This is a genomic window from Vogesella indigofera, assembly GCF_003633895.1.
GTDB classification, from domain to species: Bacteria; Pseudomonadota; Gammaproteobacteria; order Burkholderiales; family Chromobacteriaceae; genus Vogesella; species Vogesella indigofera.
Window position 1 is genome coordinate 316,601 of the sequence record NZ_RBID01000011.1, and the last position, 23,897, is coordinate 340,497.

Annotated in this window: 22 protein-coding genes; 11 read left to right on the forward strand and 11 right to left on the reverse strand. The window is 66.1% G+C overall.

Annotated features, from left to right (window positions below):
* The first annotated feature begins 51 nt into the window (after positions 1 to 51).
* The 8 genes from C8E02_RS03830 (at position 52) to C8E02_RS03865 (ending at position 8,693) form a co-directional block, all read left to right on the forward strand.
* Positions 52 to 1,386, forward strand: a complete 1,335-nt coding sequence (locus C8E02_RS03830; RefSeq protein WP_047966303.1) for a glutamine synthetase family protein — start codon at positions 52 to 54, stop codon at positions 1,384 to 1,386.
* A 55-nt stretch (positions 1,387 to 1,441) separates the two neighbouring features.
* On the forward strand, positions 1,442 to 2,821 hold the full coding sequence (locus C8E02_RS03835; protein WP_120809711.1) for an aspartate aminotransferase family protein: 1,380 nt from the start codon (positions 1,442 to 1,444) through the stop codon (positions 2,819 to 2,821).
* 214 nt (positions 2,822 to 3,035) lie between these two features.
* On the forward strand, positions 3,036 to 3,926 hold the full coding sequence (gene motB / locus C8E02_RS03840) for a flagellar motor protein MotB (protein WP_120809712.1): 891 nt from the start codon (positions 3,036 to 3,038) through the stop codon (positions 3,924 to 3,926).
* A complete protein-coding gene (locus C8E02_RS03845) occupies positions 3,923 to 4,672 on the forward strand; it encodes a class I SAM-dependent methyltransferase (RefSeq protein ID WP_147424426.1) in 750 nt (249 codons plus the stop codon). The genes motB and C8E02_RS03845 overlap by 4 nt, the downstream gene beginning before the upstream one ends.
* Positions 4,659 to 5,987: a histidine kinase gene (locus C8E02_RS03850; protein ID WP_120809714.1), complete on the forward strand. Its 1,329-nt coding sequence runs from the start codon at positions 4,659 to 4,661 to the stop codon at positions 5,985 to 5,987. The genes C8E02_RS03845 and C8E02_RS03850 overlap by 14 nt, the downstream gene beginning before the upstream one ends.
* A gap of 2 nt (positions 5,988 to 5,989) precedes the next feature.
* Positions 5,990 to 6,793 carry a TrmH family RNA methyltransferase gene (locus tag C8E02_RS03855; protein WP_047966298.1) on the forward strand — a complete coding sequence of 268 codons (804 nt, stop codon included), beginning with the start codon at positions 5,990 to 5,992 and terminating at the stop codon, positions 6,791 to 6,793.
* Between the two features lie 97 nt (positions 6,794 to 6,890).
* Positions 6,891 to 7,622, forward strand: a complete 732-nt coding sequence (locus C8E02_RS03860; RefSeq protein ID WP_120809715.1) for a pseudouridine synthase — start codon at positions 6,891 to 6,893, stop codon at positions 7,620 to 7,622.
* Between the two features lie 81 nt (positions 7,623 to 7,703).
* The gene (locus C8E02_RS03865; protein ID WP_147424427.1) at positions 7,704 to 8,693 is read left to right on the forward strand and encodes a hypothetical protein; all 990 of its coding nucleotides are present in this window, start codon (positions 7,704 to 7,706) and stop codon (positions 8,691 to 8,693) included.
* Positions 8,694 to 8,800: 107 nt separating this feature from the next.
* Here the strand turns inward: C8E02_RS03865 and C8E02_RS03870 are convergent, their stop codons facing one another.
* The gene (locus C8E02_RS03870) at positions 8,801 to 9,265 is read right to left on the reverse strand and encodes a GNAT family N-acetyltransferase (RefSeq protein WP_120809717.1); all 465 of its coding nucleotides are present in this window, start codon (positions 9,263 to 9,265) and stop codon (positions 8,801 to 8,803) included.
* Entirely contained in the window at positions 9,258 to 10,472 is a 1,215-nt protein-coding gene (locus C8E02_RS03875; protein ID WP_120809718.1) for an alkaline phosphatase family protein, read from the reverse strand. Before C8E02_RS03875 ends, C8E02_RS03870 begins: the two co-directional genes overlap by 8 nt.
* A gap of 67 nt (positions 10,473 to 10,539) precedes the next feature.
* Here C8E02_RS03875 and C8E02_RS03880 point away from each other — a divergent pair, with 67 nt between their 5' ends.
* Positions 10,540 to 10,887, forward strand: a complete 348-nt coding sequence (locus tag C8E02_RS03880) for a YkgJ family cysteine cluster protein (RefSeq protein ID WP_047966294.1) — start codon at positions 10,540 to 10,542, stop codon at positions 10,885 to 10,887.
* A 40-nt stretch (positions 10,888 to 10,927) separates the two neighbouring features.
* Here C8E02_RS03880 and C8E02_RS03885 read toward each other — a convergent pair whose 3' ends face one another.
* The 4 genes from C8E02_RS03885 to C8E02_RS03900 form a co-directional block, all read right to left on the reverse strand.
* Positions 10,928 to 11,998: a DUF1513 domain-containing protein gene (locus C8E02_RS03885; RefSeq protein WP_170152092.1), complete on the reverse strand. Its 1,071-nt coding sequence runs from the start codon at positions 11,996 to 11,998 to the stop codon at positions 10,928 to 10,930.
* On the reverse strand, positions 11,988 to 13,019 hold the full coding sequence (locus C8E02_RS03890; RefSeq protein ID WP_120809720.1) for an imelysin family protein: 1,032 nt from the start codon (positions 13,017 to 13,019) through the stop codon (positions 11,988 to 11,990). Before C8E02_RS03890 ends, C8E02_RS03885 begins: the two co-directional genes overlap by 11 nt.
* 46 nt (positions 13,020 to 13,065) lie before the next feature.
* On the reverse strand, positions 13,066 to 14,478 hold the full coding sequence (locus C8E02_RS03895) for a di-heme oxidoreductase family protein (protein ID WP_120809721.1): 1,413 nt from the start codon (positions 14,476 to 14,478) through the stop codon (positions 13,066 to 13,068).
* 71 nt (positions 14,479 to 14,549) lie between these two features.
* A complete protein-coding gene (locus tag C8E02_RS03900) occupies positions 14,550 to 15,689 on the reverse strand; it encodes an imelysin family protein (protein WP_120809722.1) in 1,140 nt (379 codons plus the stop codon).
* A gap of 185 nt (positions 15,690 to 15,874) precedes the next feature.
* Between C8E02_RS03900 and C8E02_RS03905 the strand changes: the two genes are divergently transcribed.
* Together C8E02_RS03905 and C8E02_RS03910 are read left to right on the forward strand one after the other, a co-directional pair.
* Complete coding sequence (locus C8E02_RS03905) at positions 15,875 to 16,225, forward strand: hypothetical protein (RefSeq protein ID WP_047966290.1); 351 nt, start codon at positions 15,875 to 15,877, stop codon at positions 16,223 to 16,225.
* Positions 16,226 to 16,546: 321 nt separating this feature from the next.
* Positions 16,547 to 17,674 (forward strand): HD-GYP domain-containing protein, encoded by a 1,128-nt coding sequence (locus tag C8E02_RS03910; protein ID WP_047966289.1) that lies wholly within the window; start codon positions 16,547 to 16,549, stop codon positions 17,672 to 17,674.
* 280 nt (positions 17,675 to 17,954) lie between these two features.
* Here the strand turns inward: C8E02_RS03910 and C8E02_RS03915 are convergent, their stop codons facing one another.
* The 5 genes from C8E02_RS03915 to acnD all read right to left on the reverse strand — a co-directional run bounded on the left by C8E02_RS03915 (position 17,955) and on the right by acnD (position 23,871).
* Positions 17,955 to 18,536, reverse strand: a complete 582-nt coding sequence (locus tag C8E02_RS03915) for an HD domain-containing protein (protein ID WP_120809724.1) — start codon at positions 18,534 to 18,536, stop codon at positions 17,955 to 17,957.
* Between the two features lie 149 nt (positions 18,537 to 18,685).
* Positions 18,686 to 19,408 carry a substrate-binding periplasmic protein gene (locus C8E02_RS03920; RefSeq protein WP_120809725.1) on the reverse strand — a complete coding sequence of 241 codons (723 nt, stop codon included), beginning with the start codon at positions 19,406 to 19,408 and terminating at the stop codon, positions 18,686 to 18,688.
* A 207-nt stretch (positions 19,409 to 19,615) separates the two neighbouring features.
* On the reverse strand, positions 19,616 to 20,803 hold the full coding sequence (gene prpF / locus C8E02_RS03925) for a 2-methylaconitate cis-trans isomerase PrpF (RefSeq protein WP_120809726.1): 1,188 nt from the start codon (positions 20,801 to 20,803) through the stop codon (positions 19,616 to 19,618).
* Positions 20,804 to 20,811: 8 nt separating this feature from the next.
* Complete coding sequence (locus tag C8E02_RS03930) at positions 20,812 to 21,213, reverse strand: GFA family protein (RefSeq protein WP_120809727.1); 402 nt, start codon at positions 21,211 to 21,213, stop codon at positions 20,812 to 20,814.
* A gap of 57 nt (positions 21,214 to 21,270) precedes the next feature.
* Complete coding sequence (acnD, locus tag C8E02_RS03935) at positions 21,271 to 23,871, reverse strand: Fe/S-dependent 2-methylisocitrate dehydratase AcnD (protein WP_120809728.1); 2,601 nt, start codon at positions 23,869 to 23,871, stop codon at positions 21,271 to 21,273.
* Positions 23,872 to 23,897: the final 26 nt, after the last annotated feature.

The window sequence follows — 23,897 nt, forward strand, 5'->3', positions numbered from 1 at the left end:
ACGTACTCGGCAAAACCGCCGGCAAGACCGGTAAAAAAGAGGAAATGCATCATGAATCACCAATTGTTTGAATGGCTGCGCGACAACCGTATCACCGAGATGGAATGTATCGTTCCGGACATGACCGGCGTCGCCCGCGGCAAGATCGTCCCGAAAGACAAGTTTGTTTCCGACCAGGAAATGCGCCTGCCGGAAGCCGTGCTGATCCAGACAGTCACCGGCGACTATCCCGATGACAGCATGCTGGACCTGACCGACCCGGACATGGTGCTGATGCCGGATCCGAACACCATGCGCTTCGTGCCGTGGGCCACCGATCCGACCGCGCAGCTGATCTACGATGCGCTGCGTCCGGATGGCTCGATGGTGGAAGTCGCCCCGCGCAACGTGCTCAAGCGCGTGCTGGCGTTGTATGAGGCCCAAGGTTGGGAGCCGGTGGTGGCACCGGAGATGGAGTTTTACCTGCTGTCGCCCAACCCTGATCCTGATATTCCACTGGCACCGCCTATCGGTCGTACCGGCCGTGCCGAATTCGGTCGCCGCTCCTACGCCATCGACGCGGTCAACGAGTTCGATCCGCTGTTCGAGGACATCTACGACTACTGCCACGCGCAGAATCTGGAAGTCGACACGCTGATTCACGAAATCGGCACCGCGCAGATGGAAATCAACTTCATGCACGGCAATGCGCTGGATCTGTCCGACCAGGTGTTCCTGTTCAAGCGCACCGTGCGCGAGGCTGCTTTCCGTCACGGCATGTACGCCACCTTCATGGCCAAGCCGATGGAAGCGGAGCCGGGCAGCGCGATGCACATTCACCAGAGCGTGCTCAACAAGCACACCGGCAAGAACCTGTTCTCCGGTGAAGACGGCAAGCCGACCGAGCACTTCTTCCACTTCATCGGCGGTCTGCAGCACTACCTGCCGGAGTGCATGCCGTTCTTCGCGCCGTACGTGAACTCCTTCCGTCGCCTGTCGCCGTACACCGCGGCACCGACCAACGTGGAGTGGGGCTACGACAACCGTACCGTCGGCCTGCGCGTGCCGCACTCGTCGCCGGCCGCGCGCCGCGTGGAAAACCGGGTGCCGGGCGTGGACGTCAACCCGTACATCGCCATGGCCGCCACCTTGGCCTGCGGCTACCTCGGCATGATGAACAAGATCAAGCCACGCGACCCGCTGGCCAGCGACGCCTACGAGCTGCCGTTCCAGTTTCCGCACGGCACCGAGGAGGCACTGGTGCGCCTCAAGGCCTGCACCGACGTGGCCGAGGTGATGGGGCCGCGCTTCGTCGAGATGTATGTCGGCATGAAGGAAAAGGAATTTGCCGAATACTTCCGCGTCATCAGTCCGTGGGAACGCAAGTTCCTGCTGCTGCACGTGTAATTGAGTAGCAAGCGGGAGGCGCAGACCTCCCGTTATTCAAACCAGGAGAGATTTCATGAAGCATCAGCGCAGCACAGCCCAATGGCGGGAAATGGACGCCGCACATCACCTGCACCCGTTTACCGACACCGCCTCCCTGAACGAACAGGGGGTACGCATGATTACCCATGCGGACGGCATCTACCTGTGGGATAGCGAAGGCAACAAGATTCTCGACGGCATGGCCGGTCTGTGGTGCGTCAACATCGGCTACGGCCGCAAGGACCTGCCGGAAGTCGCCAAGCGCCAGATGGAAGAGCTGGCTTATTACAATACCTTCTTCAAGACCTCGCACCCGGCGGTGGTCGAACTGTCGCACCTGCTGGCGGAAGTGGCACCCAAGGGCTTTGACCACGTGTTCTACACCAACTCCGGCTCGGAGTCGGTGGACACCATGATCCGCATGGTGCGCCGCTACTGGGATGTGAAAGGCAAGCCGGAGAAGAAAACGCTGATCGGGCGCTGGAACGGCTACCACGGTTCCACCATCGGCGGCGCCAGCCTGGGCGGCATGAGCTATATGCACGAACAGGGCGACCTGCCGATTCCGGGCATCGTGCACGTGCAGCAGCCGTGGCACTACAAGTACGGCAAGGGTATGAGCGCCGACGAGTTCGGCAAGCTGGCTGCCAGCTGGATCGAGGACAAGATTCTGGAAGTGGGCGCCGACAAGGTGGCCGCCTTCGTCGGTGAGCCGATCCAGGGTGCCGGCGGCGTGATCATTCCGCCGGCCAGCTACTGGCCGGAAGTGGAACGCATCTGCCGCAAGTACGACATCCTGCTGGTCGCCGACGAGGTGATCTGCGGCTTCGGTCGTACCGGCCACTGGTTCGGCCAGCAGCAATTCGGCTTCACCCCGGACATCTTCACCACCGCCAAGGGCCTGTCGTCGGGCTACATGCCGATCGGCGCCGTGTTCGTCAACAACGAGGTGGCGACAACGTTGGCCGCAGGCGGCGATTTCAACCACGGCTTTACCTACTCCGGTCACCCGGTGGCGGCAGCGGTGGCCCACGCCAACGTCAAGGCGCTGCGTGACGAGGGTATCGTCGCCGCCGTGCACGAGGACACCGGCCCGTACATGCAGAAACGCTGGCGCGAGGCGTTCTCCCGCTTCGAGCATGTCGACGACGTGCGCGGTGTCGGCCTGATCCAGGCGTTTACCCTGGTCAAGGACAAGGCCAGCCAGACGCTGTTCGACAACTGGGGCGAGATCGGCCTGATGTGCCGCGACATCTTCTTCAAGCACGGCCTGATCATGCGTGCCTGCGGCGATCACATCGTGTCGGCACCGCCGCTGATCATCAGCAAGGACCAGATCGACGAACTGATCACCACCGCGGTCAAGTGCATGGAAATCTTCGAGCAGCAGCTGAAGGAACGCGGTCTGGCCTGAGCCTGAGGCCGTGACGGCACGGCTTTTACGAGCAGCAAAGCGGGTTTGATTATACAATCGACCCGCTTTTTTCATTGCCGGACGGCTAGCGCGCGGCCGGCGGCCATGCCAGTGACGTGAGCGCGCGGCTGGCAAGCACCGGCGGCTTTGGTTATGCTGATACGGCATGCTGCTTTCCTGATACTCCAGACTCAAAACGAGGCCACGGCTGACAATGGCTGACGAATCGCAACGCCCCATCATCGTAAAACGCATCAAGAAAGGCCACGGCGGCCACCACGGCGGTGCCTGGAAGATCGCCTACGCCGACTTCGTGACCGCGATGATGGCTTTTTTCCTGTTGATGTGGCTGCTGGGCTCGACTTCGGCCGGCGCCCTCAGCGGCATCTCGCAGTACTTCCAGATGCCGCTGAAGCTGGCGCTGCAGGGCGGCGAGGGCGCTGGTGACGCCACCGCGGTGATCCCCGGCGGCGGCACCGACCTGACCCGGCAGTCCGGCCAGGTCAAACGCGGCAATCCGGACCCGAGCAGCGGGCAGAAGCGGGCAGAACTGAGCAAGCTGCAGCAGCGCATCCAGCAAAAGCTGCAGCAGAAGATGGAGCAGAGCGCGGTACTGAAATCGTTCAAGGACCAGGTCAAGCTGGAAATGACGCCGGAAGGGCTGCGCATCCAGCTGATCGACGAGCAGAACCGGCCGATGTTCCAGTCCGGCGGCGCGCTGCCGATGGAACACACCCGGGTGCTGCTGCAGGAAATCGGCCGTGAGCTGAACGAAGTGACCAACAAGATCAGCATCTCCGGCCATACCGACGCCACCCGCTTTGCCGGGGCGGCCACCGGCTATACCAACTGGGAGCTGTCGGCCGACCGTGCCAATGCCGCGCGCCGCGAGCTGATCGCCGGCGGTATGCTGGATGAGAAAGTATTGCGCGTGGTCGGGCTGGCGTCGGCGGATCCGCTGAACAAGCAGAACGTGTTCAGCTCGGAAAACCGCCGTATCGCCATCGTGATCCTGAACGAGGAAACCGAGAGCCAGATTCGTGGCCAGGGGCCGGTCGCGGAAGCGGCGCCGGTGGCGGCTGCAGGAGCACCGGCAGCGCCATGAGGCTGACAGCCTTGCTGCGTCATACTGGCATCCAGCTGCTGGCGGTGCTGCTGGCCTGGGTGTTTTGGGCGCCGCTGCTCACGCCGCTGCCCTGGCTGGCGGCGCAGTGCCTGCTGGCGCTGCTGCTGGCCAGCGTGCTGCGCTGTTCGCTGCCGCAGCGCCTGCTGCACCTGCTGTTCATGCCGCTGGTGGTGCTGGCGCTGTGGCAGCAGTGGGCGCCATGGCTGTATCTGTGCGGCTTCGTGCTGCTGTTTGCCCTCAGCCGCAATGCGCTGACCGAGCGGGTGCCCTTGTACCTGTCGTCGCAGGAAAGCATCGCCACGCTGGCGCACTGGCTGCCGCCGGGCGCGGCGGTGCTGGATCTGGGTAGCGGTGACGGCCGGGTGGTGCTGCAGCTGGCGCGCCAGCGAGCCGACCTGCAGCTGTGTGGTGTGGAGAACGCGCTGCTGCCGTGGCTGTGGTCGCGCTGGCGCTACCTGCGTGCCGGGCGGCCGGCCAATGTCAGCCTGCATTACGGCAATTTCTGGGATCTGGACTGGTCACGTTTCGACGTGATCCATGCCTTCCTGTCGCCGGCGCCGATGGCGCGGGTGTGGGCGCACTTCCAGCAGCATGCGGCCAACCATGCGCAGCTGGTGAGCAACAGCTTCGGGATCGCGGCGGTGCCGCCGCAGCAACGGCTGCCACTGAACGGGCCATTACAAAAAGAACTCCTCATCTGGGGACACAATCATGGACATCGCTAACTGGCTGTCATCGCTGTCGGAAAACCGCTGGCCGATCCTGCCGGCCACCGCGGTCGAGGTGCGACAGATGCTGTCGCTGCCCGGCGATCGCATCGTGTTTTCCGAGCTGGCCAACCTGACCCTGTCCGATCCCTTCCTGCTGCTGGACCTGATGCGGCTGGTCGGCGCCTCGCGCGCACTGCAGCGCAGCGAGGCGCACCCCACCGTCGAGCAGATGCTGATGATGCTGGGGCTGGAGGTGATCACCGCGCGCTATCGCCAGATTCCGGCGCTCTCCACGGTGCACGGCAAGCTGGATCAGGAGGTGGTCGATGCCGTCGGCGACTGGCTGGGGCGCTCGCGGGTTGCCGCCTTCATCATCAAGGAATGGCTGGCGATCACCGGTGAATACAAGGTCGAGGACTGCTTCATCGCGGCGCTGGTATACAACCTGCCGGCCTGCCTGTACCTGATCTACCGTAACCGCATTCCGGGCGGGCCGTTGCTGCACGAGGTGTCGGATGTGTTCGCGCTGGACTACCCCAAGATCGTCGAGCAGTTCATCCAGCGCATGCCGTTGCCGTCCGGCCTGCTGGGTACCCTCGGCGCCGGGCCGGTCAACCGCCGCAAGCAGTTGCTGAAGCTGGCGATTGCCACCGCCAACGCGGTGGACCAAGGCTGGTGGCGGCCGCAGTGGAATATCGGTATCGAGGCGGCGGCCAAGCTGATCGGCTGCCGGGTCGACGACGCGCAGCAGGTGGTGCAGCAGGCGATCCTGCAGGTGGCCCGTCACCCGCGCGCGCTGGGCTACACCTACCCGGCGCGGGCCTATCTGTACATTCCCGGCCCGTTCCCGGAGCGAAACAAGCAGGACGAGGTCGCCTCCCTCACCGGCGAGCAGCAGCTGGAAAAGGCGCTGCTGGAGTCGCTGCGCCATCTCGCCAACGACATCCAGTTCGAACGCATCATGTTCCTGCGCTACGACCAGCCCAGCCATTCGCTGAAAATGCGCTACCAGATCGGGCTGGAAGACAACCACCCGCTGCGCAAGCACATCGTGGCGCTGGAGCCGGGCTCGTTCTTCGCGCTGCTCACCAGCCGGCCGCAGAGCTTCCATGCGCCGGCTTCGACGCGCGCGCAGCTGGCACGCAAATACCAGGACGAATTCTTCACCCATCTCGGCGAAGGCCACTTCGCCTGCATGTCGGTGTTTTCCGGTCACAAGCTGGCCGGAGTCTTCTTTGTTGACAACTATCGCAGCAACAAGGCGATCGACGACGACACCTACCACCGCTTCAAGGAAACGGTGTTTCGCGTGTCGCAACTCACTTTCTAGGCATGACATTCCATAAAATCATTACCTCGGCCGCCAATGACGAGATGAAATCGCTGGCGCGGCTGCTGGACAACGCCCGCGAGCGGCGCAAGCAACAACTGCTGGTACTGGAAGGGCTGCACCTGCTGCAGGCCGCGCTGGATGCCGGGCTGCCACTGCACGCGGTGTACGTCAACGAGGCGGCGCAGCAGCATCCGGAATGGCTGGCGCTGCAGGGTCGCATCGACCGTGCCGTGCCGTGCAGCCTGGTCAGCACCGCGGTGCTGGCCAAGGTCACCGCGCTGGCGACGCCGGCGGAAGTGCTGGTGCTGTGCCCGCGGCCACAGGGCAGCGCCGCGCAGCAGGAAGCGGCGGTACTGCTGGACGACGTGCAGGACCCGGGCAATATGGGCACCATCCTGCGCTGCGCCGCTGCGGCCAACGTGCGCCAGGTGTACCTGTCCAAGGGCTGTGTCGACGTCTACTCGCCCAAGGTGCTGCGTGCCGGCATGGGTGCCCACTTCGTGCTGCAGATCCACGAGCAGGCCGATCTGGCTGCCGAGCTGGCGCGCTGGCCCGGCGCCAGGCTGGCGACGCACCTGGAAGGCAGCGTGTCGCTGTACAGCGAAGATCTGCGCGGTGCGGTGGCCTTCGTGTTCGGCAACGAAGGCAAGGGCGTGTCGGCGCCGGTGCTGGCCGCCTGCGACCGCCGCGTGCGCATCCCGATGCCCGGCCACGCTGAATCGCTGAACGTGGCGATGGCGGCCACCGTCTGCCTGTTCGAACGCGTGCGCCAGGGCGAGGCGGCGGCCCCCGGTGCCGCGTAATCAGCGCTTTGCCAATCGGGCGGCGCTCACTACAATACGCGGCCTGTTATTACACGCGCGGTGCCGCCAGCGGCCTGACGCTACTCCGGAGTGAAGAATGGAACCCGTACGACTTTCAAAACGCATGGCTGAAATGGGGCTTTGTTCTCGCCGCGAGGCCGACAGCTATATCGAGCAGGGCTGGGTCAAGGTCAACGGCAGCGTGGCGGTGCTGGGGCAGAAGGTGGTGACCGGCGACGACATCCAGCTCGACAAGAAAATGACCCAGGCGCAGGAACGCCGCGTCACCATCCTGATCAACAAGCCGATGGGCTACGTCTCCGGCCAGGCCGAGATGGGCTATCTGCCGGCGGCGGCGCTGATCACGCCGGACAACCACTGGGAAGAAGACAAGTCCGGGCTGCGCTTCTCGCGCGACCACATGAAAGGGCTGGCACCGGCCGGCCGCCTCGACATCGACTCGGTCGGCCTGCTGGTGCTGACCCAGGACGGCCGCGTGGCGAAAGAGCTGATCGGCGAGACCTCCGATGTGGAAAAGGAATACCTGGTGCGCGTCGAGGGCGAGCTGTCCGACGAAGGCCTGCGCCTGCTCAACCACGGCCTGTCGCTGGACGGCAAGGCGCTGATCCCGGCCAAGGTGTGGTGGCAGAACGACGACCAGCTGCGCTTCATCCTGAAGGAAGGCAAGAAGCGCCAGATCCGCCGCATGTGCGAGGCCGTCGGCCTGCACGTGGTCGGCCTCAAGCGTATCCGCATCGGCAAGGTGATGCTGGGCGACCTGCCGACCGGCAAGTGGCGCTACCTGGCGGCGGACGAACAGTTCTCCTGATTCCTGGCCTTGCGGCCAACCTTGTTGGTCGCCATTTCACGCAGCCGGCAGGGACACAGTCACGATAAAGCGGGCAGGGTGATGAGCTTCTTTTTGCAGCGGTGGTTGGGCGGCGGCGGCCCCTGGGGGCGGCAGGAGGTGTCGCAGGCGGTGGAGCGGCTGATCGACGAGGTCGATCCCAAGGTGCGGCTGCTGCCGCGCAGCCAGCAACAGCTGCAGCGCGGCGTGCGCGACACCCTGCGCTACGCCAGCGAGCTGATCGAGCACCTGCCGGCGCCGCTGGATCTCAGCCCCGCCGGCTACACCACCGACCGCCGCGTCGGTCTGCTGTTCGCGTCGCCGGAAAGCCTGTGCCGCGTGCTGCAGGGCAGCGAGGCGCTGCAACAGTATTTCTCCCATCCAGCCAATCCCGACACTGCCTACCTGCTGCTGGTCATGCAGCCACAGGCGCGCCAGCGCCTCGGCAGCCAGCTGCTGCCCGATGGCCAAGTGCAGAACGACGTGCCGCAGCAGGTGATCAGTTTCGAGCAGCACCGTGTGGTGGCAGCCTACGACAGCCTGAAAAATCTGCGGCAACTGGCCGGCATGGAGGCGTTCAACGCCTTGTGTCGCGACCTGGCGCGGCGGGTGGCGCTGTTCGATGCCCGCCGTCAGCAGCTGGAGGCCGAGCGCCAGCGCGTGCTGTTGCGACTGGCGGCCGGCGGCCAGACGCTGATCAACGCCGATGCGCTGCGCGGCCGCGATGACGTCAAGGACGCCGAGTTGCCGCAACGCTTGCAGCAGCTGGATGCGGAACTGACGGTGATGGGCAAACAGCTGTCGCTGCCGGGCAAGCTGGATTACCTGCGTCAGGTGCTGCGCCAGCCGCAGCAATACATCAAGGCCGGGCTGGAGTCGACATGGCTGGACCGCATGGGGGTGGTGACACCACCGGACCTGGGTGGCGCACAGCTGGATTTCGGCCTGATGAAGCTGGGCGAGGCCGACGACAGCGTGCGCGAACGGGTGGTGTTTCCCGGCAGCATCACGCGCCGCGACCTGCAGCAGTGGCGCGAACGTTGGCCGCAGTGAGGCGGCCAACGGCGGCAGTCAGACCGGTTCAGGGTCGCTGACAAAACCTCGCCGCGCAGCTGAGCCAAGGCGGCGTAATACAGAACCAGGGGTTTTGTTAGCGACGCCTATTCCTGCGGCAGGGTCGCCTTGCCGTAGTGCAGGAACACCTCGTCGCGCACCCAGCCCTTGGTGTGGTACAGCTTTTGCGCGGCCTGGTTGTCGCGGGCGGTGGACAGTTCCAGTCGCACGAAGCCGTTGTCGCGGGCGTAGCGTTCGATGTGGCCGAGCAGGCCGCTGGCAATGCCGCGCTGGCGGTCTTGCGGCCGGGTGAACAGGTCGTACAGCACGTAGATCGGCGCCGCCGCCAGCGAGCAGAACGATGGGTACAGCTGGCAGAAGCCGAGCACCTCGCCGTTGCTGTGTTCCGCCAGGAAAATCACCGATTCGTTCTTGGTCATGCGCGCCTGCAGGAAGCGCCGTGCCAGCTCGCGGTCGCTGCTTTCGCCGTAGAACTGGCGGTACTCGTCAAACAGCACCGCCAGTGCGGTCAGGTCGTTGTGTCCGGCGCGGCGTATCGTCGGGTCACTCATCACTTGCTACTCCTTCTTTTCCGTCAATCACGATCAGCGGCACCATCATCTCGGCGGCAGACAGCCCGCCGTGGTTGCCCAGCAGTTTGGGCAGCGGGGCGTCGGCCGGCGAATCCAGCAGTCCCCAGTCCTCTTTCAGCAGCAGCACATAGTCGCCGACGCGTGCGGCCAACCTCGGGTCGTTTACGTCGGCGCCGGGGCCGAACCAGGCCTCGTCCAGCAGCTGCGTCGCCGGCAGGCACCACGCGGCATGGCCGAGCAGGCGTGCGGCCAGCTGCGGGAAGTCCGCCAGCCGTTCCGGCTTCACGTGGCAGAACGCCACCCGCGGTTCGCCGGACAGCGGCTGGCGCAGGCAGGCGGCCAGCTCCGGGAAATCGCGCAGCTGCAGCAGGCGCGGCGGCGGGATGTCCATCTGGCCGTGATCGGCGCTGATGCACAGTACGGCGTCGCGGCCGGACAGCGTGGCGGCAAAGGCGGCGCAGTGCGCTTCGATACGCTGCAACAGCTGGCGGCAACGCGGGTGCGTGGTGCCCTTGTGGTGCATGATCGAATCCAGGTCCGGGATGTAGGCGTAGATGAACTGCGGCGCGCTCGCCTCGCGCCGCAGCGTGTCCAGCTGGCGGAACAGGTCCTCGTACGACGCCCAGCCCTGGCGCGCTGCGCTGCCGCCGTGGTGCAGGCTGTAGGCGGAGTCGAGGATGTAGTTCGGCTGCAGCACGATCTGGCGCCGCGGCCCGGTGAGCGCCGAGGGCGTGCGGTACACCGCGCGCGCCAGCTCGGCCGGGTCGTCCGGGGTGTGGTGGCCGCGGTGACGTACCGTCAGCGGCAAGGGCGTGACCACGGCATCGACCTCCGGCGCCGCCAGGTGCCAGCCGGTGAGGGTGTGCACGCTGGGCGGCAGCCCGGTGAGGTAAGTGGTAATGGCGCTGGTGGTGGTGCTGGGAAACACCGACGTCAGCGCCAGCGTCTGCTGCTGGCGCAACCAGCCGCCGGGTGACAGCTCGGCCAGCTGCTGGCAGCCCATGCCGTCGATGACCAGCAGGATGATGGTTTGCGCCTGCTCCAGTCGTGCCAGCGACGGGTGCTGCAGCGGCGGGCAGGGGCTGTGGCTGCCGTGCAGGCGGGCGGCGAGGTTGGCGATGCCGTGCTCCGGGTGCGGGAACACCAGGCCGGCGGCGGTCAGCTGTGGTCGGGTCGGTTGCGTCACTTGCGGCGATGGCCAGGTTGCGGTAATACCTGTACTTTTACCATTTTCACCGCATTCCAGATAGCCGATGGCCGCTTATCCTGTTTCCTGTACCAGTTGCGGCGCCTGTTGCGCCGCGTTCCGGGTGTCGTTTCACCGCGCCGAGCTGGCCGGCCCCGAGCGCCGTGGCGTGCCGCCGGCCATGGCGGTGGTCGAGATCGGCAACACCATGCGCATGTGCGGCACCGACGAGCACACCCTGCGCTGTGTCGCGCTGCAGGGCACCGTCGGCGAGTCGGTCAGCTGCAGCATCTACGCCGACCGGCCGTCGCCGTGCCGCGAATTCGGCGCGCTGGCCGATGTCGGCATCTACGAGCGCGCCTGTAATCGCGCCCGTGCGCGCCACGGCCTGCCGGCGCTGCCGGTGGACGACTAGGGCCGGCGCCACGGTTAAACCCGTGTTGACCGGCCTCAAATCACAACAGCACCAGATGGTTGTCCCACTTCACCGGGAAGTGCTGGCTGCGCGCGGCGACGATCTGCAGCTGCTGGCTGTCGATCCACACGATGTCGCCCAGCTCGTTGCTGACGATGAAGTGGCGCTGGTCCGGTGTCGCGGCGATGCCGGCCGGCTTGCTCAGTGCCACCGCACCCAGAAACTCGCCGGCACCGGACCAGAACACCACCTGGTCACCCTTGGTGGCGGTGCAGGCGATGCGGGTCGGCGTCGCCGCCACGCTGGCGGCGTAGCCGTTGCAGGTGGCGGCCAGTTCCGGCGGCAGCAGCAGGTTGCGCAGCCCGCTGTTTTCGTGCCACAGGCTGGCCAGAGGCGCGCTGCCTTCGCCCTCGTACTGCAGGGCTACCGCGTAGTGGCCGTCGGCCACCGCCGCCAGATGGCGCAGCGACAGCTTGTTGTCCGGTAGGCGGAAGCTCGCCACGCTGCGGCCAACGTTGAGGTCGATGATGTCCAGGCTGGGCTGCATGCTGTGCACGTTGAGCTTGATGCGGCCGCTCTCCGGCAGCGTCAGGATGCCGCCGTTGGCGACCAGGATGCGGCCGTCAGGCAGCGGCAGCAGCTGGTGCGGGCCGATGCCGCCGGACGGCAGCTCGCGCAGCGGTGCCAGCGTCAGCGCGTCGCGCAGGGTCAGAATGCCGTCGCCGCTGTCGATATTGCTGTCGGTGGTGACCAGCACGCCGCCGGGCAGCACGATGCCGTGGCCGAAGCCGTGGCGGTCGTCGGGATAGTCGTACCACGCCAGTGTCTCGCCGCTGTGCCAGTCGAGGCGCGCGATGAAGCTGCCGGGGCGGCGCGCGAACACCAGGCACTCGTGCGGCCGGCCGGGCAGCAGCGCGATGTGGTGGCCGCGTTGCGGCAGGGTGGCGGCTGTGCTGCGGCCGGCGGCGCCGACGCGGTGCTCGTTGCGGCCAACGTCGTAGGCCGACAGCAGCTGCAGCGCTGTCTCGCCGGCCAGGCTGCGCAGTGGCCACGCCAGCAGCGTGGCGGCCACGCCCTGCAGCAGGCGGCGGCGTTGCGGATCAGTCGCCATCGGATTCATTGAAGCTGAGGGTGATGTCCAGGCTGTCGGCGACCGGGCCTTCCAGTAGGGTCAGCAGCGCAGCCAGCGCCTGCACCGCCGCCTTTTCCTTGCCGCTGCGGCCAACCTGCACCAGGTCGTCCGGCAGCTGCGCCAGTCCCTTGCCCACCGCCGCTACCCGCTGTCGCAGCTGCTGCGCCAGCGCCTGCTGCTGGGCCTGTTCCAGTAATTGCGCCAGCGCGAAGTCCTTGCCCTTGCCGCCGATCAACAGCTGTTGCAGCAGGTCGAACTGCGCCTGCAGCAGCCGCTTGCCGCTGTGGCTGCGCTGGCCGCTGACCAGCTCCGGCTTCTGGCTGGAAAGCCGCGACAATTCCTTGTGCAGCTCGTTGTTGCCGGCCAGCGTCAGGTTGATGATCTCCTCCAGCGCCTGCTGGCTGGACGGCAGGTCGTCGGCCGTTTCGCCGGCAGCAATACGCGCGGCAAAGCGTTGCCACTGGCGCTGCAGCTCGGCGCTGTGCCCGCCGAGTTCGTCGGCGTTGCGCTGCAGCCAGGTGCAGACGCCGGGCGTGGCCAGGCTGGCCGTGGGGCGGTACAGCAGGTATTCGATGGCGGTGTAGCCCTTGGCTGCGGTGCCGGTGGTGTCGAAGACGTCGGCCTCGTGCGCGGCGCTGCGGCTGACCGCGCTGTCGACCAGCGCGGTGCGCGTCGGCCTGAAGGCGATGGTGCGCTGGCTGCGCAGCTGCGCCGTCGGCCCCCAGTTCAGCGCCGCGACGCGCATCCAGCTGCCGTAGGCCTGTTGCCACTGCTGGCGTACCGCCGCGAGGCCGGCATTGTCCGGCCGGGCGCAGCTTTGCTGCAGCTGGCTGGCCAGCGCACGGTTGGCGTCTGCCAGCTGCTGGTAGCGCGGCAGCAGGGTGTCGTTGAGCACGTACTGCACGTAGCGCGGCGTTGCGTCAGGCGGCGCGGCGGTGTCGGCGTGGGCTGCGCCGGCGAGCAGCAAGGCCGACAGGGTCAGGATGGGTTTCAGTTGCATGATTGCTCCGCCGAAGCCGGTGCCAGGGCAGGCGCCGGCTTCAGGTTCAAAGGGATTCGAGGAAGCGCAGCAGGGCGGCGCGGTCGGTCTTGTCGAAGGCCATGAAGCGCTGCTTGGCGGCCTCGGCCTCGCCGCCGTGCCACAGGATGGCTTCGCCCAGGTTGCGCGCGCGACCGTCGTGCAGGTAGCGGGTGTGGCCGTTGACGTCGGCAAACAGCCCGATGCCCCACAGCGGCGGCGTTTTCCACTCCTGGCCAGTGGCCAGCCCGTCGGGACGGCCGTCGGCCAGGCCCGGGCCCATGTCGTGCAGCAGCAGGTCGGTGTAGGGGCTGATCTTCTGGCCGGAGACTTCCGGCAGGCCGCGCAGCGTACCGGTGGTGTAGCTGGCCACGTGGCAGCTGCTGCACTGCGCCTGGTTGAACAGCCACTTGCCGCGTCGCACCTCGGCGCTGTCTGCCTCGCGCTGCGCCGGCACCGCCAGCGTGCGGCTGTAGAAGATCACCGCGTCCAGCTTGTCTTTCGGGATTTCAGGCGTGCCGCCGCGTGCGGCTTGGCGGCAGTCGCGCTGCGCGGGCAGGCACTCTTCCTGCGGGAAGTGGCGCGAGGTGATGCCGATGTCGCCGTTGAAGGCGCCGGCAGACTGGTGGGCGATGGTGGCGACGTTGGCCTTCCAGCCGAAGCGGCCGATCAGGGTCTTGCCGGCGTAGGCGTCGTGCACGTAGTTGGCGCGGCCGGACACGCCAAGGTCGGCCGCAGCCTGCGTGCGGGCGTTGGCCAGGATGTCCTGTTCGCGGATCGCCTCCAGCAGGCCCAGACCGATCATTTGCGGCGCGATGCGTGGCGACACCTGCACTTGCGGGTGCAGCGGGCCGTAGCCCAGCTCGGTAAAGCGGTACTGCGGCTGCAGCAGTTCGAACGGCTCGCCGTCGGGGAAACTGCTCGCCAGCGGTTGGTAGCTGACCTGCACCTTGCCTTCCGGCTTCACGCCGGGGATGGCGTCGTTGTTGAACTGGCCGCCGTAGTTCGGCTCCGGCTGCGGGCCGTTGCTACCTGGGACAGACAGGCGGAACAGCAGCGCCATCGGTTGCTCGGCCTGCAGCTGGTTCTCGAACAGTGGCGGTGCGCCGCGGCCGTCCAGCGCGTGACAGGCGCCGCAGGAGCGGGCGATGAAGTGCGGCCCCAGCCCGTCGCGGGCGGTGGTTGACGACGGCGCCTCGACCCAGGCCTTCTTGAAGAAGGAGTTGCCGACGAAGAAGCGCGTCTGCCGTTCGGACGCCATATTGGCCGCCGACAGCGAGAACGCGTTGCGGCCGGTCTCGTACACGGTGGTGTCGCCGCCCAGCTTCTCGTCACCGTCGTGGTATGGCGCCAGCTCCGGCAGCGAGGTGAAGCCGACCAGCCCGCCGAGGATCAGGCCGGCGGCCAGCCACGAGGCGGGGCGCAGAAAGAGTTGTGTCATGGTGTGTTCCGGATAGGCAAAACCCGCCCGGTAAGCCGGGCGGGGATATCGGTGGTTGACGGCAAGGGCGCTTAGCCGTTGACGTTCAGCTTCCTGATGCCGATGGCCTTGGCGGCTTCCACCAGGCTTGCGGCCTGTTTCTTCAGCGCGGCGACGGTGGCCTGCACGCGGCTGCGGCCGTCCTTGTTGACGATTTCCTGGTCGAACGGCGCCTTGATCGCCTCGGCACGGGTCAGGGTGGCGGCCATGTCCGCGCTCACGCGCTCGGCTGCCTTGGCATTGCTGGCGGCGACCAGGTCGCGCAGGCTGGCGCCCTTGAGCTGGCTGCCGTCCACGCGGGTGTACTCGCCCAGCCACACGTTCTGGATGCCGCGGGCGTTGGTGACGATGTCGCGGTGGGTGTTGTCGGAGAAGCAGGAGTGCTCGTCTTCCTGGTTGCGGCTGTCCAGTGCTACTTCGATACGCTCGCCGGCCAGTTCTGCCCGCGACAGCACGCCGATGCCGACCAGCATCTGGCGCAGCGCGTCCGGTTTTTTCTCGAACTTGGCGCGGAAGTTGTTGCTGTTCGGCTGCCAGGCGGCAACCAGATAGCTCAGGTCGTCGACCAGCAACTCGGTAGCGGTTTTCAGGTACTCGCGGCGGCGGTCGGCGTTGTTGCCCTGGCCGTCGACAAAGTCGGTGTAGCTGCGCTTGCCGGCGCCGTTGCTGTCGAAGTCCTGGCCCCACAGCAGGAATTCGATGGCGTGGTAGCCGGTGGAGATGTTTTCTTCACCGCCGCGCTCGTTCAGCGAGCTGAGCAGCTTCTTGCTGATCACCACCTTGCGGTTGTTGACCACGCCTGCGCTCGGCTTGCCCTTGACGCCATCGATATAGGCTTCGTCCAGCGGCCAGGCGTTGATCTGGCCTTCCGGGCCGCGGGCGTCGTCGATCGGGCCGCCATAGAAGCGGAAGGCTTCGGTCTGGCCGTATGGCTCGCGTGCGGCCAACCATGCCTGGCGTGCCTGGTTCAGGCCGGCTTCGCTCGGGGCGGCGACAAAGGCGTTGATCGCGTTCTGCAGTGCCTTGGCGGTGAGCAGCGAATCTTCGTAGCTGGCGAACACGATCTGGCTGTATTGCTGTACCACTGCCTCGCGGCTGACCTCGGCGGCCGAGGCGTGGACAGGAGAGAGCAGGGCGCCGAGCAAGGCGGCCGCGAGCAGGGTTTTGCGCATGATGGAATCCGGCTGAGTAATGAGTGAAAAACGAAGGATTCATGATAATCACTCGCAGTTGGTGTGGTCAATTTAATCGAGAATCGTTCTTGTTTTTGTGCCATTTTGTCATATTGCGCGGGCGTTCGCGCCGCGGGCTGGCTTCGTGGTATCCTTGCGCCCCTTTCAAATTACCCCGCCCCGGCATGCGAGACCCCTGCGACCACTACACCATGGACCTAATCGGCGGCAGCCGCGCCAAACCCGGGCGCAAGCCGCTGGGCGAGCGCGCGATGACGGCTGCCGAGCGCAAGCGTCGTTCGCGCGAGCTGCGTCGCAACCGCCTGCAGGAACTGTCGGTGACGGTGGAGCTGTCGCGCGACGCGCAAAAGGCGCTCGACAAGATGATCGAGTGGTGGGGGGTCAGCAAGAAAGAAGCGATCAACCGGGCGATGCTGATCGCCTGCCAGTCGCAGACCGGGCGCACCGGCATGCTGTTCGACCTTGATCCCGCCTTTTTGCTGACCGAGCGCGGCAACAAGCGCCGCCAGCGCTGAGGCGGCGGCCGGCAGCCGGGGTGGCTGTCGTTCGCCCTGTGTTGCTGACTGGTGACCTGTCGGTCAGTACGTGTTGTCCGCTGCCGTTTCCCAGGCCTGTTGTTGCCCCCAGCCGCCACGGCAAGGTTGGCCGCACGCCGCTATTCCCGGAAAATCAGACCAGGCGTCACGCTGCTGACACCTGCCGCCACGTCGGTCATGCCACGTCAATTCATGACGTCGCTATATCGCGACAGCCCTTTCCCGTGATTGACGCAGATCAAGCGAGCCATGCCATTTGGAATTAATAATGGCCGATTGTTTCAAGAGGAAGTGGCTGCCATGGCACTCAAACAGCTTTCGCCCGCCGATGTGATGCTGGGCAAACCGCTGGAGCAGGCGGTGTACAACGCGGATGGCCATCTGCTGCTGAACAAGGGCTCGGTGCTGCGCGACCCCGGCGCCAAGCAAAAACTGCTGGCCATGGGCCACAAGGAAGTGGTGCCCGGTGCCGCGCCGGTGGCGCCGGCTGCCAGCACGCCGCGGGCGGAACAGCTGCGCGAGCCGGTGTTCGCGCTGGTGCAGCACGCGGCGGTGACGCTGAACGCGATGCTGGTCGACCAGCAGGCCGATGTCCATCGCGACCAGTTCATCACCCGCATCCGCTCGCTGGCCGGCCGCCTGCAGGCCGCCTGCCTGCAGGACCCGGAAGCCGCCATCGCCGCCATCCACCTGTTTCACGAAGGCGAGTATGCGCTGCGCCACCACCTGTCGGTGGGCGTGGTCAGCGCGCTGCTGGCCGAAGCCGATGGCCGTCTGGACAAGGCACAGCAGCATTCGCTGATCTGCGCCGCGCTCACCCACGACATTGGCATTTACAGTCTGGCCAACCACAGTGGCGGGCTGACCGAGGAAAAACGCCGCGAGATCAACCAGCACCCGATCACCAGCTGCGCCATCCTCAAGGACATCGGCGTCGACGACGAGCTGTGGCTGGAAGCGGTATTGCAGCACCACGAGCGGCAGGACGGCAGCGGCTACCCGCTGTGCCTGTCCGGCGGCGCCATCTCGCTGCATGGCAGCCTGCTGGCGGTGGCCGATGTCTACTGCGCGATGACCCGGCCGCGGCCGTACCGGCCCAAGGCCTACTTCCCGATGGCGGCGATGCGTGACCTGTATGTCGGACAGAGCCAGCAGCTGGACAATGCGCTGATCCAGAAGCTGATCAAGGCGCTGGGGCTGATCCCGCCCGGCACCATCGTCAAGCTGAAAAACGGCGAAATCGCGGTGGTGAAAAAGCGCAGCACCAATAACGCGCCGCAGGCCTACTGCCTGTACAACCGCCAGGGCATGCCGATGGCGTCGCCGGAGGCGCGCAATACCTCACTGCCGGACTACAGCATCCAGGGGCGGGTCGACTACGACGACTGCCGCAATGTCGAGGCCGCGATGCGCCGCATCTGGGCCTGAACAAAGCCCGTCGTTGCGGCCAACGTTGGCCGCAGTCGCGACCGCTGCTTGCGCCGGAGGGCGAGACGGTACACAGACAAACAAGCCCGGTGCAGTTGTGCCGGGCCTGTGTGTTTTCGGGGTGTGCTCGGAACCGGTTCAAAGTCTCGCGAGCCAGGGCGAGACAAGGCAAAAACGACTGAGGAAGCGGCGTTTAACTGGATATAAACCAGCATGCGAAGGCGTTTTTAACGCCGGATCGTCCCATTGAGCTCCGTTGCGGCAGACATTGAGCAGGTGTTCAGTCCGCGCCGAACCAGCCCTGTTGCTGCGCGTGGGCCAGCCGCTCGACCAGGTAATCCCACAGTGCCGGGCAACCTTCGCGGATCGGCGGGCCGATGCGCCGTACCACGCGTGCGTGGCTGATGCCGTTTTCGCGCCAGCTCTGGCCGTTGTTGGCCAGGTTCAGCAGCACCGGCATCGCGCGGTCGGCGGCGTGGGCAAAGCGCGCCTCGGCGGTCTCGCCGTCCTCGAACTCCAGCCATAGCGACATGAAACGCTGCGCCTGCGTGTCCGGCAGCAGCCCGAAAATCCGCGTCACCGCCGCCAGCTCCGCCGCCTTGCGCTCTTCCCAGCCGTCTTCGGCGTAGACGATGGTGTCGCCGGTGTCGATCTCGCCGATGTCGTGCACCAGCAGCATCGCCACCACATGGCTGATGTCGACCGGCTCCGCCGCGTACGGTGCCAGCGACGCCGCCAGCATCGCGATCTGCCAGCTGTGCTCGGCGGAGTTTTCCTGCCGTTCCAGCCCCAGCGGCCGCGTCTTGCGGGTGACGCCCTTCAGTTTGTCCAGTTCCAGGATGAAATCGATGATCTGCTGCATGGTGTTTTCCTTGTGAACAGCCTGCGATTCTAGCGCCGAGCGGCGCCGCGGTCGAACCGCAGGCGTACTGCTGCGGCGAGAAGAGTGGCGGGCGGCTGGCGCTGCCGGGGTGATGGTCGAGGCCGATTGCGTTGCCGGGCGGCGGCCAGCTAGCGGTATTTTGCCAAGATGCGCGGTACGGTGTTGTCGTGCAGCAGTCGGGCGATGGCGCGATTGAGTTGCGGCAGGCTGATCCGGCTGTGGCGGGATAGCGCACAGCCGGCGCGGTAGCTGTTGAGCACCAACGGCGGGTGCAGTGCGACCGGTAACTGTCCCAGTTTTTGCTGGTAGCGCAGGTAGAGCTGGTTGACGGCGGCGTGGCGGGTGCGGCCGGCTTCCAGCTTTTTCAGGTTGCTGCTGGCGTTGGGGGCGTCGTCGCGGACTAGGTTGCTGCCGAGGTGGGCTTCCAGTTCCGGGTAGTGGAAGCCGTGAATGGTGCCGATGCTTTGTCCGGCCAGCGCGGCGATGCTGCCGGGGCGTGGCTGGTCGCGACGGGTAACCAGCAGGTCGGCATTGGGCAGGAACGGCCGGGACCAGCGGAATGGGCCGGGCAGCCACTCGGGCAGGTACAGGCACACCAGGTCGGCATCGCCGTTTTGCAGGCTGCTGCTGATCCGCTTGCGCGGCAATACCCGGAAACTGGCCTGCTTGCCCAGTTCGCTGGCCAGCGCCTGGCCCAGGTCAAGATGAATGCCGGCCAGCAGTGTGGCGCCTTGCAGGCTGGCCAGTGGCATCTCGGTGCTGTCATCGAGCAGGATCACCAGTTTGCCGGGGCTGGCGAGGGCCAGTGGTGCGGCCAGCAGCCAGCCGGCCATCCGTAGATGTTTTTTCATGGGTAATCGCTGCGGTTGTGCGCTGAGGTGCCGAATCTAACACGCCTGAATGGGCGCGAGAATGCTGCTGGCGTGCTATCCGCCAGTGGTCGTCGTGAACAAGACAGAGGCCGGCTCACTTGTGGGTGAGCCGGCCTGTTTCGGTCGTGCACTATCGGCAAGGTTGGCCGCAACGGTGTGGCCCGGGGCGTGACGGCTTGCCGCTGCTTACAGGATGTCGCCGGGCACGCGTACCCAGCCTTCCATCAGGATGCGGGCGCTGCGGCTCATGATGGCCTTGGTCACTTTCCATTGCCCGTTTTCCTGCACCGCTTCTGCGCCCACGCGCAGGGTGCCGGACGGATGGCCAAAGCGCACCGCGCTGCGTTCGCCGCCACCGGCCGCCAGGTTCACCAGCGTGCCGGGAATGGCGGCGGCGGTGCCGATGGCCACCGCGCAGGTACCCATCATCGCGTGGTGCAGCTTGCCCATGGACAGCGCGCGCACCAGCAGGTCGATGTCGGCGGCCTGAATCTGTTTGCCGCTGGAGGCGGTGTAGTCGGCCGGCGGTGCCACGAAGGCAATTTTTGGCGTGTGCTGGCGGGTGGCGGCTTCTTCCGCGGTCTTGATCAGGCCCATGCGCAGCGCGCCGGCCACGCGGATGGCCTCGAAGCGGGCCAGCGCCGCTGGGTCGCTGTTGATGGCCTCGCGCAGCTCGGTGCCGGTATAGCCGATATCGGCCGCGTTGACGAACACGGTGGGAATGCCGGCGCTGATCATGGTGGCCTTGAAGATACCGACGCCGGGGACTTCCAGCTCGTCCACCAGTTTGCCGGTGGGGAACATGGCGCTGCCGTCGTCGCCGTCATCCGACGGATCCATGAACTCCAGCACGATCTCGGCGGCCGGGAAGGTGACACCGTCCAGTTCGAAATCACCGGTTTCCTGTACCTGGCCATTGGTCACTGGCACGTGGGCGATGATGGTTTTCCGGATATTGGCCTGCCAGATGCGTACCACACACACGCCGTTGTCCGGAATGCGTGCCGGGTCCACCAGGCCTGCGTGGATGGCGAAGGCGCCGGCAGCGGTGGACAGGTTGCCGCAGTTGCCGCTCCAGTCGACGAAGGCCTTGTCGATGGCGACCTGGCCGTACAGGTAGTCGACGTCGTGATCGGGCTGGGTGCTTTTGGACAGGATCACGCACTTGCTGGTGCTGGAGGTGGCGCCGCCCATGCCGTCGATGTGGGCGGAGTAGGGGTCGGGGCTGCCGATCACGCGCATGAACAGCGCATCGCGCGCCGGGCCAGGCTGCTGGCAGCTGGCGGGCAGGTCCTGCAGGCGGAAGAACACGCCCTTGCTGGTGCCACCGCGGATGTAGGTAGCGGCAATGCGGGCTTGAGCTTGATGAGTCATGACTATCCTCAAAGGTGGGCAAACACCGCCGGCGGCCGATCCCAGTGCTCGTCACGACCATCCACATAGGTGATGGGGGCTTGTGCCAGTTCTGTGTCGCTGACATCGTCGAGGCAACCCAGATTGACGCCATACATGAGGCCGGTCGGGGTCTCGGTGCCGATGCCGAAGCAACGCACGCCACAGTGTTTGCAGAAGTAATGCTGATTTTTCCGGGTATTGAACAGGTACTGGGTCAGCTCGGCTTGCCCGGTCAGCAGGCGGAACTGCCCGGCCCGGGCGATGGCGGGCCAGAAGCGGGTGCGTCGGCAGATTGAACAGTTGCAACGGTAGGTGGGTTGGCTCAGGTCGAGGTCTGCTTCAAAGGTGACCGCCCCACAATGGCAACTGCCATGATAGGTCTTTTCCATATTGCCTGTTCCCGGTTACGTGGCAGGCACCACTGGACGGTGCCTGCCGCTTGATGCTCAAGCCGGCTGGCCGGCCAGGAAATCCTGGGCGAAGCGCTGCAGTACGCCGCCGGCCTGGTAGACGCGCACTTCGGCGGCGGTGTCCAGACGGCAGGTCATCGGCACCGCCACGCGCTCGCCGTTTTGGCGGTGGATCACCAGCGTCAGGTCGCCGCGCGGCGCGATGTCGCCTTGCACGTCGTAGGTTTCGCTGCCGTCGAGATTCAGCGTCTTGCGGTTGATGCCGGGTTTGAACTCCAGCGGCAGCACGCCCATGCCCACTAGATTGGTGCGGTGGATGCGCTCGAAACCCTCGGCGGCAATCGCCTCCACCCCGGCCAGACGCACGCCCTTGGCGGCCCAGTCACGCGAGCTGCCCTGGCCGTAGTCGGCACCGGCGACGATGATCAGCGGCTGCTTGCGCTGCATATAGGTCTCGATCGCTTCCCACATCCGCATCACCTGGCCGTCCGGTTCGACGCGGGCCAGCGAACCTTTTTTCACTTCGCCGTTCACCACGGCCATCTCGTTGACCAGCTGCGGGTTGGCGAAGGTGGCGCGCTGCGCGGTGAGGTGATCGCCACGGTGGGTGGCGTAGGAGTTGAAGTCCTCTTCCGGCAGGCCCATTTTTGCCAGGTATTCGCCGGCGGCGCTGTTGGCCAGGATGGCGTTGGACGGGGACAGGTGGTCGGTGGTGATGTTGTCCGGCAGCAGTGCCAGCGGGCGCATGCCGCGCAAGGTGCGCTCACCGGCCAGCGCGCCTTCCCAGTACGGCGGGCGGCGGATGTAGGTGGACTGCGGGCGCCAGTCGTACAGCGGGCTCTTGGCCTGCTCGGCGGTGCCCAGATCGAACATCGGGATGTAGATCTGCTGGAACTGTTCCGGCTTCACGCTGGCGGCGACGATGGCGTCGATCTCCTCGTCGCTCGGCCACAGGTCCTTCAGACGGATTTCGCGGCCGTCGACCACGCCCAGCACGTCACGCTCGATGTCGAAGCGCATGGTGCCGGCGATGGCATAGGCCACCACCAGCGGTGGCGAGGCAAGGAAGGCCTGCTTGGCGTAGGGGTGGATGCGGCCGTCGAAGTTGCGGTTGCCGGACAGCACGGCGGTGGCGTACAGGTCGCGGTCGATGATTTCCTGCTGGATCGCCGGATCCAGCGCGCCGGACATGCCGTTACAGGTGGTGCAGGCGTAGGCGACGATGCCGAAGCCGAGCTGCTCCAGCTCGCCGAGCAGGCCGGCGTCTTCCAGATACAGCTTGGCCACCTTGGAGCCGGGGGCGAACGAGGTCTTCACCCACGGCTTGCGCGTCAGTCCCAGCTGGTTGGCCTTCTTGGCCAGCAGCGCGGCGGCGACCACGTTGCGCGGGTTGCTGGTGTTGGTGCAGCTGGTGATGGCGGCGATGATCACCGCGCCGTCCGGCAGCAGCCCTTGCGCTTCCTGTTCGCGCGCTGCGGCAAGGTTGGCCGCAATGCCGCGCTCGGCCAGCGCCGAGGTCGGCAGGCGCTTGTGCGGATTGGATGGGCCGGCCATGTTGCGCTCCACGCTCGACAGGTCGAATTCCAGCACCCGTTGGTACTGCGCGGTAGCCAGATCGTCGGCCCACAGGCCGGTAAGTCTGGCGTAGTCTTCCACCAGTGCCACCTGTTCCGGTTCGCGGCCGGTGAGCTTCAGGTAGTCGATGGTCTGGCCGTCGATGTAGAACATGGCGGCGGTGGCGCCGTACTCCGGGCACATATTGGAGATGGTGGCGCGGTCGCCGATCGACAGGCTGTCGGCGCCTTCGCCGAAGAACTCCACCCATGCGCCGACCACGCGCTCCTTGCGCAGGAACTCGGTCAGTGCCAGCACGATGTCGGTGGCGGTGATGCCGCTCTGACGCTGGCCGCTGAGCTTGACGCCGACGATGTCCGGCAGGCGCATCATCGACGGATGGCCCAGCATCACGGTTTCGGCTTCCAGGCCGCCGACGCCGATGGCGATTACGCCCAGCGCGTCCACGTGCGGGGTGTGGCTGTCGGTGCCGACGCAGGTGTCGGGGAAGGCGACGCCGTCGCGCGCCTGGATCACCGGAGACATCTTCTCCAGGTTGATCTGGTGCATGATGCCGTTGCCGGCCGGGATCACGTCCACGTTCTTGAACGCGGTGCGCGTCCAGTTGATGAAGTGGAAACGGTCCTCGTTGCGACGGTCTTCGATGGCGCGGTTCTTGGCGAAGGCATCGGGGTCGAAGCCGCCGCACTCCACCGCCAGCGAGTGGTCGACGATCAGCTGCGTCGGCACCACCGGGTTGACCTGCGATGGGTCGCCGCCCTTGTCGGCGATGGCGTCGCGCAGGCCGGCCAGATCCACCAGCGCGGTCTGGCCGAGGATGTCGTGGCACACCACCCGTGCCGGATACCACGGAAAATCCAGGTCCTGGCGGCGTTCGATCAGTTGCGTCAGCGCGTCGGTGAGCAGCGCCGGCTCGCAGCGGCGAACCAGCTGTTCGGCCAGCACGCGGGAAACGTAGGGCAGGGTGGCGTAGGCACCGGGCTTGATGGCATCCACCGCGGCGCGGGTGTCAAAGTAGTCAAGGCGGGTGCCGGGCAGCGGCTTGCGGTATTGGCTATTCATGGCGTGGGCACGAGGGTGAGGTTGGA